Raw genomic sequence first — 15804 nt, forward strand, 5'->3', positions numbered from 1 at the left:
AACTGAGGTATTCCTTTGCCTGTTTGATCTTTTGCGAATCAGGGTGTAATAATCTTTATAAAAGCTATAGTCCTTTGTAGAGTTCTCCTTAGAGTAGAAGTATAAGGTATCTTTCTGTAACCGGTAAGACTTTTGATAAGGACTTTGTCTTCTTGGTAATCTGACCACGTGAGTGCTTCCTAGTATTTTAAGTCGAACTCTCCTCTTGCCCCACTTTGCATGAGTATTTAGTACTAAAAGACGGCCTGTCTTGTGCCAAGTACCTGTCTCTTTATCTGCTTTCCGCGAGAAGTGGTACCAACTCAACTTGGTAAAGGTTGAGTCTTTGAATAAATGTAGGGCAACATAGGAATAGCGGGGTCTTCCGCCTTCATAGGTCTCGATAGGCGTTTGTTTAGAGAATACCCAAGCCAGCATCAATAGAATAAACAGTCTCATAGCTATAGCAAGATAAAACCCAACCGTGCGGAGTCGTAAGCTTATCCACCGGTAAGCCAGTCAAAGATATACATTCCGCCACCCGTCCTTCAAGTCTACCGTCACGCTGCCGGAATCCTGCAACTTCCGCCGTATCTTTGCGGCCTTGTTTATGAAAATGGAAACCAGAAAAGTTGCCTTTTACACCTTGGGCTGCAAGCTCAACTTCTCCGAAACGTCGGCCATTGGGCGGCAGTTTGAGGAACACGGCTTTGTAAAAGCCGCCTTCGAGGACGCGGCCGATATCTACGTTATCAATACCTGCTCCGTCACGGACCACGCCGACCGCAAGTGCCGGAAGGTGGTGAAGGAGGCCCTCAAGCACAACCCCGAGGCCTTCGTGGCCATTGTGGGCTGCTACGCCCAGCTCAAGCCCCAGGAAATTGCCGAAATTCCCGGCGTACACGCTGTGTTGGGTGCGGCCGAGAAGTTTCAGCTGGTAGAAACGCTGGCGGGCTTTCAGAAGCCGGCGGCGGGCCAGCCTGGTCAGGTATTCGCCTCCCCAATTTCTGAGGCCACCGAGTTTCACGCGGCCCACAGCTACGGCGACCGGACTCGCACTTTCCTGAAGGTGCAAGATGGTTGCGACTATTCCTGCTCATTCTGCACCATTCCGCTGGCCCGGGGCAAAAGCCGCTCCGGCTCGGTACAGAGCGTGGTGGAGCGGGTGCAAAAGCTGGCGGCAACTGGCGTGAAGGAAATTGTGCTGACGGGGGTGAACCTCGGCGACTTTGGCCTGCAGGGCCCTGAGCGGGAGCGGCGGGAAGATTTTTTTGACCTGGTACGGGCCCTGGATGAGGTAGACGGCATCGAGCGGTTCCGCATCAGCAGCTGCGAGCCAAATTTGCTGTCCGACGAGATTATCCGGTTTGTAGCCCGCTCCAAGCGGTTTATGCCCCACTTCCACATTCCGCTGCAGTCGGGCTCCAATAAGATTCTGGGGCTGATGCGCCGCCGCTACCGCCGGGAACTGTACGTGGAGCGGGTGCGCCTTATCAAGGAAGTAATGCCCCACGCCTGCATCGGCGTGGACGTCATCGTAGGCTTTCCCGGCGAAACGGAGGCCGATTTCCTGGAAACCTACCAGTTCCTGAACGAGTTGGACGTGAGCTACCTGCACGTATTCCCGTACTCGGAGCGCGAAAACACGCTGGCGCCCACCCTGCCCGGCCGCGTGCAGGACCGCCACCGCCACGAGCGTACTACCCAGCTCCGCAGCCTTTCCGAAAAGAAAAAGCGCCATTTCTACGAGCAGCACACGGGCCTGGAAACGGCCGTACTTTTCGAGGATGACGTGACCAACGGCCAGATGGAAGGGTTCACGCCCAATTACATTCGGGTGGTGGCCAAATACGACCCTTTGCTGGTGGGCGAGTTGAAACGCCTGCGCCTCACCGCTGTGAACCCGCAGAACCTGATGGAAGCCGAAGAAGTGGGCATAGAAGTATTTCAGCACTAATACTAGCCCAGCTACACAGTCACCCCATAAAAACACCCTTGATTCCGATTGGCGTCAAGGGTGTTTCTTTTAGGTAAGCGTGCAAGAGCTACCGACTGATGGCAGCTACATCATCTTGCGTTGCATCAAATCCATCATCTGCTGCATCAGGCGCTGCTGATCCTGCAGGTGCTGGTTGCGCATTTCAGCCAAGGCTAGTTGGTGGGCCATCTGCTGGGTGTACAGGGCAGTCTGCCAGGCTCCCGCATCGGGAGCAGCCGGGGCCGCTGCTACGGCTGGGGCTGCTGGTGCGGATGCGGGCGGCAGCGCCACAACGGGTTCTGGAGTAACGGAGGCCACGGGAGCTACGGGCTCGGGGGCTGGGGCAGTTATGGGCTCAGCCGGAGCGGGAGTAGTAGCAACTGGAGCGGGTTCCGCAACCGGCAAGGCAGCCGCTTCTGCGGATACAGCTTCTGTGGGCATAGTGGGAGCCGCAGAAACTTCAGCGGCCCTGCGCGCCGGCTGTATTGCCGGCTTTTCTCGGTCCGGAGTTTCATCGGAAGTAGTCAGCATTGGGCCAGTACCCTGCAAAAGCCAATCCTTTGATACATTTGGATAAACTTCAAATACCTTGCAGATAAGGTCAAATCCAGGTTTATTGCGCTCCTCTACCAGGTGCTGAATAACCGTTGCTGTCTTGTCTAGTGATATAGCAAAGGCATTTTTAGATATACCCAAATGATTTATCAGCTGCGTGAAGCGTTGGCCTACCGAAGTATTTTCCATATTATTCATTTGTTTATTCTTTACAAACATATGAATAATATGCGTAATCTTTCTTCATCCGCTTATCCCTTCGCAAATAGCTGGCCGAAAATTGAGTTGCGCCTCTGCTTGTGAGACATACTGGTGATAGGACAAGGCCTTTGCCTGTTCTTTGAGGCTAGTACGACAGCTTCACTGGCTCAAGCATATGCGGGAGTATTGAAGAGGTTGCTGCAGCGGTTTGATACCGGGGCAGAGCCGAGTACTCTCCTCATCGAATGATAAGTCGAACGAGAATTGGTAGGGCGGCGTGGACGACAAGCTGCAACTAACAGCACCCCTGCATTCCCCCCGTACACCGTTTGCTACTTCGCTGTGCTGTGCCCTATCAGTCGTATAATTTCGCAAACTGCCTGCTGACCGGGTCAATTCGCCTACAGCTGCCAGCCCAGAGAATCCTGCAAGCGCCTAATACTTTTGGTAGTATCCGGCAAATTGATTGATGCTAATCAGTGCATAACATTCTCCTTACAGCCTGCTGTTCGCACAGTTCGGCACGACTTCGGGGTTTACCCACGCAATCTAATTTGTCCCTAGCCTCCCTCCTGCCCGCTTCATAGGCAGACAAGGCTGCTGCTGCTCAATGGCTATAAGAGGGCCGCTTGGTTTGCTTGGTTGGGTTCAGATTGCTGCCACGCTTCAAACGCCAGGGTCAGCGTATCCGCTGGTTCGGGCGGGCGCACTTCCCGACCAAACCATAGGTACACCTCCTGCTGAAGCAAAGCAAGCCGCCGCCCGGGCGTAGTCGCTTTGGGCAGTTGATAGAGCAGCGTGCGAGCTAGTTCCGGGTATAGGGGAGAGTCCGGAGCATCCGGCCCCAGCCCGGCGGGGTCGTGGCGCACCAACAATTGATGCAGCGAATCGAAGCGCGGACCAAAGGCGTAGCGGGCTGTATCCAGGTTGGGAATTTGGGCGTGCAGCAGCTGGCGACGCTGGTGCGCTACCAGCTCCCGACGCAGCTGGTTGTCGTCGGCCCGGTTGCGCTGCTGGCGCGAAACCAGGGCGAGTAGCAAACCCAATCCAGGAATCATAGTGCACTTGAAAGCGGTGGAAACTAGCCCGCAACTGGCAGCGCGAAAGGCCTGGCCAGTGGGCTTCTGCCCCTGGTTTCTACTCGAACCGCAACGACTCAATGGGGTCGAGGCCGGCAGCTTTGCTGGCCGGGTAATAGCCCGAGGCCAGGCCCACGGTTACGCAGATTACCAGGCCAATCAGCATCCAGAGCCAGGGCACCACGAAGCCGGCGCTGCCCACAAACAGCGAGACGCCGTTGCCCATGGCCACGCCCAGCAGGATGCCCAGCGTGCCGCCCAGCACGCAAATCACAATGGCCTCAATGAGGAACTGCTGGCGAATTTGCACGGAGGTAGCGCCCAGGGCTTTTCGAATGCCTATTTCCCGCGTCCGCTCCGTCACCGACACCATCATGATGTTCATGAGGGCAATACTGGCGCCCAGCAGCGTGATGAAGCCTACTAGGAAGCCGCCCATCTTGAGGTTGCCCGACAGCGAATCCAGCTTGCCGGCCAGGGAGTCGGAACGCTCCAACTCGAAGCTGTCTTCCTGGCCCAGTTGGTCGTGGCGAACGGCGCGCATCACGCGGGTGGCCTCGCCGGTGAGGTAGGTGAGCTGCACGGGGTCGAGGGTGGCGGTTTTTACGTCGTAGGTGAGGGCGCGCTGACGGGGCAGCTGGTTGCCAGTTTCCAGCGGAATCAGCAGCATCCGGTCGGCCCCGCTGCCGCCCATGCTGCTACCGCTCTTTTCCAGCTCCCCAATCACCAGAAAGCGGCGGCCCAGCATGTACACGTATTTTTCGAGCGGGCTTTGGCTTGGAAACAGCTTCTCCCTGAGCTCGGCCCCCACAATTACTACGTTGGCGCCGTTATCCAGCTCGGCGGGCGAGAAGGTACGGCCCCCGCTCAGGTTGTAGTTCTGAATCATCAGGTAGTTCTCGTCGCCGGCCACCACGCGCATGTTGGGGTTGGTTTTGATGCCGTTGGCCTTCACCTCCACGGCCCCCGCAATCTGGGCCGATACGCCCACCTTACCCTCCTCGCCAATCTGGTTTTTGTACTGCCGGGCCTGCAGATACGTTAACGCGGGGTAGGTTTTCTCCTGCACCCCGCCCCGCCGCACCCGGTTGGAGTAGCCCTTAGCTTTGATTTCAAAGGAGTTGGCTCCCAGGCTGGCAAACGTGGAGTTCAGCGAAGCCTTCATGGCATCAATGGCCGTGAGGATTCCTACTAGCGACATAATGCCGATGCTCACAATCAGGGCCGTTAGCACGGTGCGCAGCAGGTTGCTGTGAATGGAACGAAACGCCTCTTTGATGTTTTCCAGTAAGTGCATAGCGCGGTAGTCGACACGAAGGTGGACGAGGCCCGCCAAAACGACTGCAAACCCGTGGGCGGGCGCGCAGCCCTGGGTGGCCGGTCCGGCAAGGTAGCGGGTTTTCCACGAAACTACCACCCGGATTTGCTACCTTGAATCACGGATTTAGCCGGGTTTCTCGAATTTTACGGATTCCGGCGCTGTAGCTTCTTTTCCATCTGGCTTGGCTCGCCAACTTCGCATTTTGGCCTTTCCCTGCGTATGAATTTTCCTCGTCTTCTTGCGTTGCTGCTGGTTTTGGCCGCCGGCCTAGCCCGGCCCCTGGCGGGTTGGGCCAACCACCTCCTCATCCCAATGGACAACACCCAGAAGGAGCACCTGAAAGCCTACGGCGCAGCCTACTGGCTGCTGGGTAAGCAGGTGGAGGTGGATTGGCTGCTGAACTACCGGGGCGGGGCCTTTGCCTGCGACGTGGTAGCCGGGGCCGAAAATGAGCTGGCCGTGCGCGGCGTCAGCTACCAGGTAATTTCCGAGGCCCAGTACACCGGCATCCTCTCCGAAATAGCCGACCCCAACGCCAATATGGACGTGATGAAGCTGGAGAAGGTGCCCAAAATTGCGGTGTACACGCCCAAGGGCAAGCAGCCCTGGGATGACGCCGTAACTATGGTGCTGGCCTACGCCGAAATTCCCTACACCCAAATTTACGACGACGAAGTGTTGCGTGGCGACCTGCCCAAGTACGACTGGCTGCACCTGCACCATGAAGATTTTACGGGCCAGTACGGAAAGTTTTACGCCAATTACCGCAGCCGCCCCTGGTACCAGCAGCAGCAGCGCGATGCTGAGGCGGCCGCCAAGCGTAACGGCTTTGCCAAAGTCAGCCAGATGAAAGGGGCCGTAACGGTGAAAATGCAGGAGTTCATTGCCGGCGGGGGGTTCCTGTTTGCCATGTGCTCGGCCACTGACTCCTACGACATTGCCCTGGCCGGCCTGGGGGTGGATATGGTGGAGAGCATGTACGATGGCGACCCCGCCGACCAGCAGGCCCAGTCCAAGCTCAACTTTAACCGCACGCTGGCCTTCCAGAACTTCCAGCTGCGCATGAACCCCTACGAGTACGAGTACAGCAACATCGACATGGACCCGCGCGAACGGGGCGTGTACGAGGACAATGACTTTTTTCAGCTGTTCAACTTCTCGGCCAAGTACGACCCCGTGCCCACCATGCTCACCCAAAACCACGAGCGCACCGTGAAAGGCTTCATGGGCCAGACCACCGCTTTCCGCAAGCCCTTGGTGAAGCCTGATGTGGTAGTAATGGGCGAAAACAAGGCCTCCGGTGAGGTACGCTACATGCACGGCACCCTGGGCAAGGGTACCTGGACGTTTTATGGCGGCCACGACCCCGAAGACTACCAGCACATGGTGGAGGAAGAGCCCACCGACTTGGCCCTGCACCCCAACTCGCCCGGCTACCGCCTGATTCTCAACAATATCCTGTTTCCGGCGGCTAAAAAGAAGAAGCAGAAAACCTAAAACCGGCACCGAAGCGCGAGCTGCCAGGGAATGCCCGGCGGCGCCTGCTGTCTGGGCGCCGCCGGGTTTTTATTATTAGCCAAGCATCCGTAACGGGTCTGGGCACGTTGTTATAGCGCACATCCGCCCTCTCGCTATGTCTGCTCCTACCAACTCCAACTACGGCTTCTCTACCAATCCGCTCGATATCCGAGCGGCCAACCCCCTGCCCCGGGCCGTACTGCGCACTAATAACTACCTGCTGCTGGACGGGGAATGGAATTTTGCCTTGGATGCGGAGGATGTGGGCCTGCGTGACCTGTGGTACCTCTCGCATAATTACCGTAGCCAAGCCAGCTGGCCGGGCTCGGTGGAAGCACACTTGCAGCTGGCTCAGCCCGATGCGCCCAGCTGGCGTGACAAAGTAGTAGTATGGTACGAGCGGCAGTTTGCCCTGCCCGAACGGGCCGAAGACGATACGCACTCCCTATTCCAGCTCACCTTTGGGGCCTGCGGCTACGAAACCCGAGTATGGCTTAACGGTTTTCAACTCTCCACTATTGAGGGCGAGGATGTACACTATGGGGAGTATACGTCCTTCTCGTTTGAACTGCGCGAGGAGCACCTGCGGCCCATTAATCGACTTACCGTGCGCATCGTGGATACCATGGATGCCGAAACGCCCCGGGGCAAGCAGGAGTCGCACGTGTACAAGCGGGGCGGTATCTGGTACCAGACTTACACTGGGGCCGTGCGTAGCGTGTGGCTGGAGATGGTGGAGCGCAACCGCCTCCGCTCCCGGGTAGGCGTAGATAGCGTGATTGAAGACCAAATGGTGCGTTTTAACCTCACCACCCGCATCCACAACCCCGGCGCTTATACTATTCGCCTCCAGGTATTTGACCCGACGGCCACTGACGGCCAGGCCTTGGCCACCGCTGATTTTCCCTTGCGCCTGGAAGTTGGGCAGCGTCAGCAGCGCGTGGTGATGGAACTGGCTGGGGCCCGCCTCTGGGCACCGGGCGCTCCTAACTTGTACCGGCTAGTAGCCCAGCTGCTCGATGAAGAAGGCTATTCCGCCCAAATTGAGACGCACTTCGGACTCCGCAAAATAGAATCCAGGGGTACCTACGTGTACCTTAACAACAAGCCTACGTATCTGGACGGCATTCTGTATCAGCCCGGTACGGCAACGTACGAGGAAATGCACCGCCATATGCACGCCATGCAGGCCCTGGGCTGCAACCTGGTGCGCGTACACATTGCCGGCGTTGATCCGCGCATCTACAACCTGGCCGATGAACTGGGCTTAATGTTATGGGTAGAAGTACCCAGCCCCCACTCCAGCACCCCCCGCAGCCGGGAAAACCACCGCGCCGAACTACTCCGGATGCTGGCCCTGATTGAGTCGCACCCCTCCGTGGTTATCTGGAGCCTGTACAACGAGGACTGGGGCGCCCAGGATATTGCTACCAACCCCGAAACCCGCCGCTACATCGTGGAGATGTATCATTACTTGCACATTAACTACCCCCAGTTTTTGGTGGTGGATAACGACGGGTGGCAACACATTTCCCAGGAAGGGCGCCTGAAATCTGATTTACTGACGGCTCACATCTACACTCCCGAAGTAGCCCGCTGGGCCGAGGTACTGGACCACATGGTGCAGGGCGACCTGAATAACGTGGCCGTGCTGCCCTTGGTGATTGGTGACCCGTTCTTCTATGGCCGCCAGAAGCCCCTGGTTGTCAGTGAGTGGGGCGGGTTTGGCTTTGCTGACTATGGTGGACCACAAAGCGCCGGGGAGCGCGCCGACCGAATCCGCCAATTCAAGCAGGAACTGCGCAAGCGCCCCATAGCCGGTGATGTGTACACCCAAGCTACCAACATTGAGGATGAGCGCAACGGATTACTGGACCCGCACACTGGTGAGCTTTCGGTACCTGCGGGCTTACTTGCCTCCCACGCCCCACAGCCCAACACCCCGGCACCTGAGGCTACAGCCTAGCCCACCTACTTTGGTAGGCGAATTATCTTTTGCACTGTGGCGGGCAGGTCTGCAGTTTTTTCCGGATCAATGGGCAGAGTGATGTCCAGTAGTACGGGCTGGCCTTTGGCATTGCCGTATACTATTAGCTGATAAGCCATACCGCCGGCCTCCGTAGGATAGCTCAGCCGGACGCCCTGCGCTGGTGGACCATCCAGAATAACGCACTCAAAAGGTTGCTTCTCAGTACCCTTGTGCTTTTTCTCTGCCTGCTTGATAAACTGCGCCGGGTATGTTTTCATCATACTGAAATCCAGGTACATCCAGGTCAGCTGATAGTCACCACAGGCCATTTGGTATTTGGATTCGGAAGTGCAGCCGCTTTCCAGGGGCAATTCAACTCCGCAAAAATTCAGCGTGACCGGAGCCACCTCGGCCGGGGCCTGAGCCCAGCAGGTACCGAATGCGGTGAGCCAGAAGGCAACAAGGAGTAGTACAGGTAGTTTCATAGATAGTGGAAATGGGCAGCAACGACCAAACTATGAAATTGCGCGGACATACCACTTAACATCTACAAAACACTATATTAATCTTGCCTTCTTATGTTAGTGCATCCGGTCGTCCCGCACGGGTAGGTTGGTCACAATTTCCCCTTCAATTTTGAGTAGTTCCTGCAGGCGCGTGTCTACCTCCTCGGGGCTGCAGTACTCCTTGGCCAAATCCACGTAGCTTACAAAGTGGCCGGCCTCAGAGGCCATCAGCTCGTAGTAAAACTGGCTAAGCTCGGGGTCGGGAATGTGCTTCCACAACAGCTTGAATCTTTCGCAGCTACGGGCCTCTATCAGAGCGCTTACCAGCAGCTGATCCATGAGCTGCCGCTCCCGGGCACCGCCCTTGCGTACGTGGCTCATCAGCTGCACCACGTACTCGTCGCGGCGCGGACGGCCCAGCTCATGGCCCCGCTTGCGCAGCTCCTGCAACACCCGCGCAAAATGCTCCCACTCCTCCGCTACCAGGGCCGTAAGCTCCTCCACTAGGCGGGTTTTTTCCGGGTATTTTACAATCAGGGAAATACCAGTGCTGGCCGCCTTCTGCTCGCAATAGGCATGGTCTACCAGAATATCCTCGATGTTTTTGCTGGCAATATCCACCCACCGGGGGTCGGTGTTCAGCTTCAGCTTCAGAATGGTTTTTTCTTTCATGAACGCAGGGGTGAACTTGTGAAGGGTGAAGTTGTGAAAAGGAGCGGGTAAGCTACCGGCTGTTCCTCACTTCACAAGTTCACCCTTCACCACTTCACAAATTAGTTGAAGAACTGCCAGCGGATGCCAAACTGGAAGCGCCGGGGCAGGGCCGCGTAATAGGGCGAGGCAAAGTAGCCCGACTGGGGCAGAAACTGGTTGATGTAGGCCATCTTCAGGAAAATGCCTACCGTGCGAATATCGGCGCTCAGAAAAGCATCCACCACGGGCGTATTGCGAAGGGTGAAATGGTCCTGCACGTAAAATTGCTGGGTACTGGGGCTGTAGTCGTAGGCTTTCCAGCGCGACTGGAAGTACGTTTGCAACCCTACCTGGCCCAGCAAGGCTTTCTTGAACAGGTAGCCTTGGTAATATACCCGCGACTCGCCCACCAGAGCCGGAATTCGCAGGCCGGGGTTGTCCTCATCCGCACCTACGGTATAGGTAGCCTGGTTATCGGCCACAAATTTGCCCCAGGTGAGGCGGTAGCGGGCCATTATCGTGGTCAGCTGCCGGGCTGAGCCCAGCTGCTGGGGGGAGCCGAACTGCCCGTTGGCGGCGTTGGCCGTGTAGTACACCAGGTTTTGGATGTTGGCCAGCGTACCCACGGCTTCCAGGTAGTGGATACCAAGTTGCCGGGCCGCCCGCACGCGCACTTGCTGCACCTGCGTATTCTCAAAGGGGTCGGTGCTGTTCAGGGTATGGTCCCAGCTGTAGTGGTTGCCCTCAAAGCGCAGCTGCGTGAGCGTGGGCGAGTAGCTAGTCAGCAGCACCTCCCCGCTTAGCGGCCCCAGCCGGGCATTGCCGCGCAGCCAGTACTCCGTGCTGGCCAGCTCCGAGAACTTGGCCGTGGGGCGCACTTCTCCCGAGGTTTCAATGGCAAACTGCCGGTACTGGAACGAGGCCGCGCCGCCCACGAACAGTTGGGTAGTATCTACGGGTTGCAGCCGTTTGAGGGCCGGGCCGGGTTCGTCCGAGCGGCTCCAGGTGTCCAGGCCGGCGTTGCGGAGGCGGGCGTACAGGCGGTACTCCACGGCGCGGGTGTTACCCAAAAAGCCCACGGTATTTTCCAGCTGCCGGAACTCGGCCCGATCATCCGTCAGCACGGTGCTGCGCCGGATGAGGGGGTAGAAGCGCGCTACGCCGTTGGTACTCACCGGAGCCTCATCAATGTACTTGTTGAATTGGCGACGGTAATCGATAACGTGGTAGGCCGTGAGGCCCCGGCCCAGCAGGCGGTAGGTATGCGCCAGCCGCAGCTCGTCCCGGTCCTCATAATTGGTAGCCTTGGTGAGGTTAACTACTTCCCGTTGATAGTCAAATAACTGCGAGAGAATAACACTCCCGTCCTCCCTAAAGTCACTGGGAGCTTCCGGGTTGTTTGTCACCAGTTGGGGCTCGATACCCCCCTGCTCCACGGCGCGGTGGCGGGCCGTGTTGATGTTGGCCATGGCGTGGTAGCGGCCCTCGGGCGAGTCGTAGCGCACGAAGAACAGGAAGTTGCTGTGCTCCACCTGGCCTTCCCGGTTGCTTCGTACCGCCACCGCCTTGTTAGCCCCGAACCGCTCGTAGGCGAAACCGGCGTTGAAGTGCTTTTTGAGGCTGCGGGCGTACGAAAGCTCAAAGATCTGCTCGTAGGGGTTGCCCTGGTGAAAGCGGAAGAAGGTATAGGGCGAGCGGGTATCGTAGTACGGAATGTCGGCCCCGTTGCGGGCGTATTTATCGAATACATTGCGCCCGAGCCGTACGCCCAGCTCCAGGTTGGGCTCCCAAAGCAAGCGGCGCGAGGCCGTTCCGAAGTTGCCCAAATCCTGCTGGAATGTGGTATCGTGGGCCCAGTAGCGCTGCTGGGGCAGGCGCGTGAGCGTGGTGTCGATTACCTGGCCCAGGGTGTCTTCGCGCAGCAGATCCCGCTCCTTCAGAATAAAAGTAGTGTGGGCCCCGTAGCGCACTTTCGTGGAATCGTCGAGCACCTGGGCCTGGCTTAGGCCGGGCAACAGGCCCGCGCTTAGCAGCGCGGCAGCGGGCCACACCCGGGGCAGGCGGCAGCGCACCGGCAAGCCAGCGGATAAAGAAAGCGGCGCAGCAGAAGGCAACGAAGTCAGCAGGGAATCAGACAACAGCGTGGGGCGGAAAGTAGGGAGTGAGCAGGGCCGCCAGCCGGGCCGCACCATCGGCCAGGAAGCGCACTTCAATCGGGATGTAAAATACGGGCAATTTAGCCACACTTGCAGCCAAAGCGGGCTCCAGCAGGCGGGCAGCATCCTTCTGGGTGGTCAGAACGCACTGGCCCGGCTGTAATTGCGCGGCCAGCCCACTGATTTCCTCCGCAGAAAAGGCGTGGTGGTCGGCAAACCGGGCGTGCTGGCTGATGTGGTAGCCAGCCCCCGCCAAATATTGCCGCAGGGGCTCGGGCTGGGCAATGCCGGTCAGTAGCAATACTTCCGGCCCCGGCTGGCCCACCGCGCTGGTACCCGGCACGGCTACCGGGGCGCCGTAGTCGTAGCAAGAAAAGAGCACGGGTACCTCGGGCTGGGCGTAGCGCCGCACGCGCCGGGTAATCTGCGCCTGCGCTTGCGGGCTCAGGTGGGGCGGGCATTTGGTGACGACTACCACATCGGCCCGGGCAGCCCCGCCGCGACTTTCGCGCAAGCGGCCGGTGGGCAGCACGAAATCCTCATAGAATGGCCGCTGCTGCTCCGTAAGCAAGATATTGAAGGCGGGCTGTACGCGGCGGTGCTGGTAGGCATCATCCAGCACCACGGCCGTGAGGGTGGGCTTCTCCTGACGCAACTGCTGGATGCCGACCACCCGGTTTTCGCTCACGGCCACCGGTACCTGCCCCCGGAAGTACTGAAACTGCTGCAGGGGCTCGTCGCCGATGGTTAGGGCCGTATCGGTGGGCTGGGCCAGGCGGTAGCCCTGGGTACGGCGGCCGTAGCCCCGGCTCAGCAGGGCCGGCTGCTGCCCTTGCTGCCGTAGCCATTCCACCAGCCAGGCTACGTGGGGAGTTTTGCCGGTACCGCCCACCCGCAGGTTGCCGACACTCAGCACTGGCACCTCGGCAAACGCTACGCTTTGCTTCCAACCCCGGTTATACAGCCAGTTGCGCCCGGCCATTACGCCCGCATATAGCCAGCTTAGGGGCAGCAGCAGATAAGACAACCAACGGGTCATAGCGCGAAACTGGGAAAACGGAGGCGTAAAAGTAGGGGGTTCGGGCGGGGTCACGCGCAGGCCGGCGGATTTTTCGGAACCTACTGGACTACCTTCAGGACTACCGCTGGAGCCGCTTTTCCGCGCGGCTGCGTATGCATCCTTTTCCACCCTCGCGCGTGTCATGTCCTTCGCCAACCGCCTGCTTCGCTTTCTGACTGAATTCCCACTGCCGCCGGCCCTGCCCGAGGGCGTGGAGGCGTTCAGCCCCTACCAGGAACCGGGCCCGCAAGAGCTGCTCACCCAGTTTGCCCACCGCTATTATAGCGGTAATCAGCCTCGGGTGGCCCTGTTAGGCATCAACCCCGGCCGCCTGGGCAACGGCCGCACAGGCGTGGCCTTCACCGACCCTACGGCGCTGGCGGCCTGGGGCATCCCCAACGAGTTGCCCCGCCGCCGGGAGCCCTCCAGCGAGTTCATGCAGGCCGTTATTGAGGCGCTGGGCGGACCGGCGGAGTTTTACCAGCGGTTTTTCCTGGGCTCCCTCTACCCGCTGGTTTTGCTGAAAGACGGACGCAACTACAATTTTTACGATTCGCCGGCCGTCACGGCAGCGCTGTGGCCCACTATCCAGGAAGCGGTGTGGCGGCAGGCAACGGAGGTAGGGCTAGTCCGGCACGCGGCCGTGTGCCTGGGCCGCCGCAATGGGCTGTACTTCCAGCGCCTGAACGAGGAGCTACAACTCTTCGATCAGCTCCACATCCTTGACCATCCGCGGTTTTTGATGCAGTATAAGCGGAAGGATTTAGCGGCCAACGTAGCGCAATACGTGGACGTGCTGGAGAGAATAAGTAAAAAGCCGCAGGTGTAAGCCTGCTGGTTTCTCTGCCGACGTACTCCTTTTACTTTTGATTTTTCACCTTTGATCTTCCCTCAAAATGCCCAAGCTACTTGACCTGATGCGCGTACTGGAGCAGGCCGCTCCCCTGGCCTACCAGGAAAGCTACGATAACGCCGGCCTGCAGTGCGGCGACCCGCAGATGGAAGTGCGCGGCGTGCTCATTGCCCTCGACTGCACCCCGGCCGTGGTGGAAGAAGCCATCCGGCGGGGCTGCAACGTGGTGGTGGCCCACCACCCGCTCATTTTCAAGCCCCTCAAGCGCCTTACCGGCGCCAACGAGGTGGAGCAGACCCTCCTGCTGGCCATTCGCCACGATATAGCCCTGTACGCCGCCCACACCAACCTCGATAACGTGGCGCACGGCGTGAACCGCAAGCTGGCCGACAAGCTGGGCCTGCAGAACGTGCGCATCCTCGACCCCAAACCCGGCCTGCTGGCCAAGCTCATCACCTACGTGCCCGCCTCCCACACGCAGGCTGTGCTAGAGGCGCTATACGCGGCCGGGGCCGGGCAAATCGGGCAGTACTCCGGGTGCAGCTTCCGCTCCGAGGGCACATTCACCTTCACGCCCGGCCCGGATACCTCCCCCTTCAGCGGGCAGCCCGGCCAGCCCCACACCGGCCCCGAGGACCGAGTGGAGGTGCTGCTGCCTCTGCACCTACAGGCAGCAGCTTTGCGGGCGCTGCGCCAGGCACACCCCTACGAGGAAGTGGCCTACGAGGTACTAAAGCTGGAAAACACCCACCAGGAAGTAGGCTCCGGCATGGTGGGCGAACTACCCGAGCCCCTCACGCCGGCCGAGTTCCGGCAGCGGCTGCGCGCAGCCCTGGGCGTGCCCGTGGTCAAGCACACAGATTTCGGCCGGCCTATCAACACAGTGGCGCTGTGCGGGGGCGCGGGCAGTTTCCTGATTGGCAAAGCCCGCGCCGCCGGGGCCCAGGCCTACGTTACCGGCGACCTGAAATACCACGAATACTTCCTGTCTGAAGGCCGCTTGATGCTCTGCGACGTAGGGCATTTTGAGAGCGAACAGTTCACCGGCGAAATCTTCCGGGATTTGCTTATGGGCAACTTTGGAAGTACTTTTGCGCTCTTCATTGCAGAGACCCTCACCAACCCTGTCCGTTATGATTTCTAATCCGTCCGCGGAAACCCCCGTTGCCAGTAAGCTCGAAGCTCTCCTGAACCTGCAGCGCATCGACTCGCAGCTCGACGAAATCCGGCGTGTGCGTGGCGACTTGCCCGAAGAAGTGCAGGACCTGGAGGACGAAATTGCGGGCTACGAGGTACGTGTCAGCAAGTTCGACGAGGAAATTTCCGGCCTCAACGACCAGATCAAGCAGCGCAAGCAGAACGGCAAGGACGCCGATGGCCTGATCAAGCGCTACGAAGACCAGCAAACCAACGTGCGCAACAACCGCGAGTACGAGGCCATTGCCAAGGAAATCGAGTTGCAGAAATTGGAAATTCAGATTTCCGAGAAGAAAATCAAGGAAGCGCAGTACCAGATTGAGCTGAAAAACAACGAAATCAGCGGTACCAAGCAGAAGCTCGACGAGCGGAAAAAAGACCTCGACAACAAAAAGTCGGAGCTGGAAACTATCGTGGGGGAAAGCGAAGCCGATGAGCAAAAGCTCATGAACGAGCGCGCCGACGCCGTGAAGCCCGTGGAAGACCGTTTGCTGATGGCCTACACCCGCATCCGGGGCAACGTGCGCAACGGTCTGGCCGTGGTAACGGTAAAGCGTGACGCCTGCGGCGGCTGCTTCAACACCGTACCGCCCCAGCGCCAGGCCGATATCATTGCCCACAAGAAAATCATCGTGTGTGAACACTGTGGCCGTGTTCTGGCCGATGTGGAAGCCCGCACCGCTTAATTAAGTGCTGATTGTATAGAAGAGAACGGCCTTTTTCGGGGCCGTTCTTTTTT

General features: G+C 58.9%; 13 protein-coding genes. 6 read left to right on the forward strand and 7 right to left on the reverse strand.

Features of this window, described 5'->3' with window-relative positions:
- Window positions 1-589 precede the first annotated feature (589 nt).
- A complete protein-coding gene (mtaB, locus tag ABIB60_RS07000; protein WP_354578730.1) occupies window positions 590-1936 on the forward strand; it encodes a tRNA (N(6)-L-threonylcarbamoyladenosine(37)-C(2))-methylthiotransferase MtaB in 1347 nt (448 codons plus the stop codon).
- 105 nt (window positions 1937-2041) lie between these two features.
- On the opposite strand, the gene ABIB60_RS07005 is transcribed toward mtaB, so the two are convergent.
- From ABIB60_RS07005 to ABIB60_RS07015, 3 genes are all read right to left on the reverse strand, one after another.
- Entirely contained in the window at window positions 2042-2398 is a 357-nt protein-coding gene (locus tag ABIB60_RS07005; RefSeq protein ID WP_354578732.1) for a hypothetical protein, read from the reverse strand.
- A 929-nt stretch (window positions 2399-3327) separates the two neighbouring features.
- Window positions 3328-3771 carry a hypothetical protein gene (locus tag ABIB60_RS07010; protein WP_354578733.1) on the reverse strand — a complete coding sequence of 148 codons (444 nt, stop codon included), beginning with the start codon at window positions 3769-3771 and terminating at the stop codon, window positions 3328-3330.
- Between the two features lie 79 nt (window positions 3772-3850).
- The gene (locus ABIB60_RS07015) at window positions 3851-5089 is read right to left on the reverse strand and encodes an ABC transporter permease (protein ID WP_354578734.1); all 1239 of its coding nucleotides are present in this window, start codon (window positions 5087-5089) and stop codon (window positions 3851-3853) included.
- A 243-nt stretch (window positions 5090-5332) separates the two neighbouring features.
- Here ABIB60_RS07015 and ABIB60_RS07020 point away from each other — a divergent pair, with 243 nt between their 5' ends.
- Together ABIB60_RS07020 and ABIB60_RS07025 are read left to right on the forward strand one after the other, a co-directional pair.
- The gene (locus ABIB60_RS07020; protein WP_354578736.1) at window positions 5333-6610 is read left to right on the forward strand and encodes an asparagine synthetase B; all 1278 of its coding nucleotides are present in this window, start codon (window positions 5333-5335) and stop codon (window positions 6608-6610) included.
- Window positions 6611-6746: 136 nt separating this feature from the next.
- Window positions 6747-8597 (forward strand): glycoside hydrolase family 2 protein, encoded by a 1851-nt coding sequence (locus tag ABIB60_RS07025; protein ID WP_354578738.1) that lies wholly within the window; start codon window positions 6747-6749, stop codon window positions 8595-8597.
- A 5-nt stretch (window positions 8598-8602) separates the two neighbouring features.
- Here ABIB60_RS07025 and ABIB60_RS07030 read toward each other — a convergent pair whose 3' ends face one another.
- The 4 genes from ABIB60_RS07030 to lpxK all read right to left on the reverse strand — a co-directional run bounded on the left by ABIB60_RS07030 (window position 8603) and on the right by lpxK (window position 12994).
- Entirely contained in the window at window positions 8603-9085 is a 483-nt protein-coding gene (locus ABIB60_RS07030; RefSeq protein WP_354578740.1) for a hypothetical protein, read from the reverse strand.
- 96 nt (window positions 9086-9181) lie between these two features.
- On the reverse strand, window positions 9182-9778 hold the full coding sequence (locus ABIB60_RS07035; protein ID WP_354578742.1) for a MiaE family protein: 597 nt from the start codon (window positions 9776-9778) through the stop codon (window positions 9182-9184).
- Between the two features lie 101 nt (window positions 9779-9879).
- Entirely contained in the window at window positions 9880-11937 is a 2058-nt protein-coding gene (locus ABIB60_RS07040; RefSeq protein ID WP_354578744.1) for a putative porin, read from the reverse strand.
- Window positions 11930-12994, reverse strand: coding sequence for a tetraacyldisaccharide 4'-kinase (gene lpxK / locus ABIB60_RS07045; RefSeq protein WP_354578746.1), 1065 nt, complete (start codon window positions 12992-12994; stop codon window positions 11930-11932). The genes ABIB60_RS07040 and lpxK overlap by 8 nt, the downstream gene beginning before the upstream one ends.
- Window positions 12995-13157: 163 nt before the next feature.
- Between lpxK and ABIB60_RS07050 the strand changes: the two genes are divergently transcribed.
- The 3 genes from ABIB60_RS07050 to ABIB60_RS07060 all read left to right on the forward strand — a co-directional run bounded on the left by ABIB60_RS07050 (window position 13158) and on the right by ABIB60_RS07060 (window position 15751).
- A complete protein-coding gene (locus ABIB60_RS07050) occupies window positions 13158-13844 on the forward strand; it encodes a uracil-DNA glycosylase family protein (RefSeq protein WP_354578747.1) in 687 nt (228 codons plus the stop codon).
- Window positions 13845-13911: 67 nt separating this feature from the next.
- Window positions 13912-15012, forward strand: coding sequence for a Nif3-like dinuclear metal center hexameric protein (locus tag ABIB60_RS07055; RefSeq protein WP_354578748.1), 1101 nt, complete (start codon window positions 13912-13914; stop codon window positions 15010-15012).
- Window positions 15002-15751 (forward strand): zinc ribbon domain-containing protein, encoded by a 750-nt coding sequence (locus tag ABIB60_RS07060; protein WP_354578750.1) that lies wholly within the window; start codon window positions 15002-15004, stop codon window positions 15749-15751. Before ABIB60_RS07055 ends, ABIB60_RS07060 begins: the two co-directional genes overlap by 11 nt.
- Window positions 15752-15804: the final 53 nt, after the last annotated feature.

This window comes from Hymenobacter sp. UYP22 (assembly GCF_040547285.1).
Lineage (GTDB): Bacteria > Bacteroidota > Bacteroidia > Cytophagales > Hymenobacteraceae > Hymenobacter.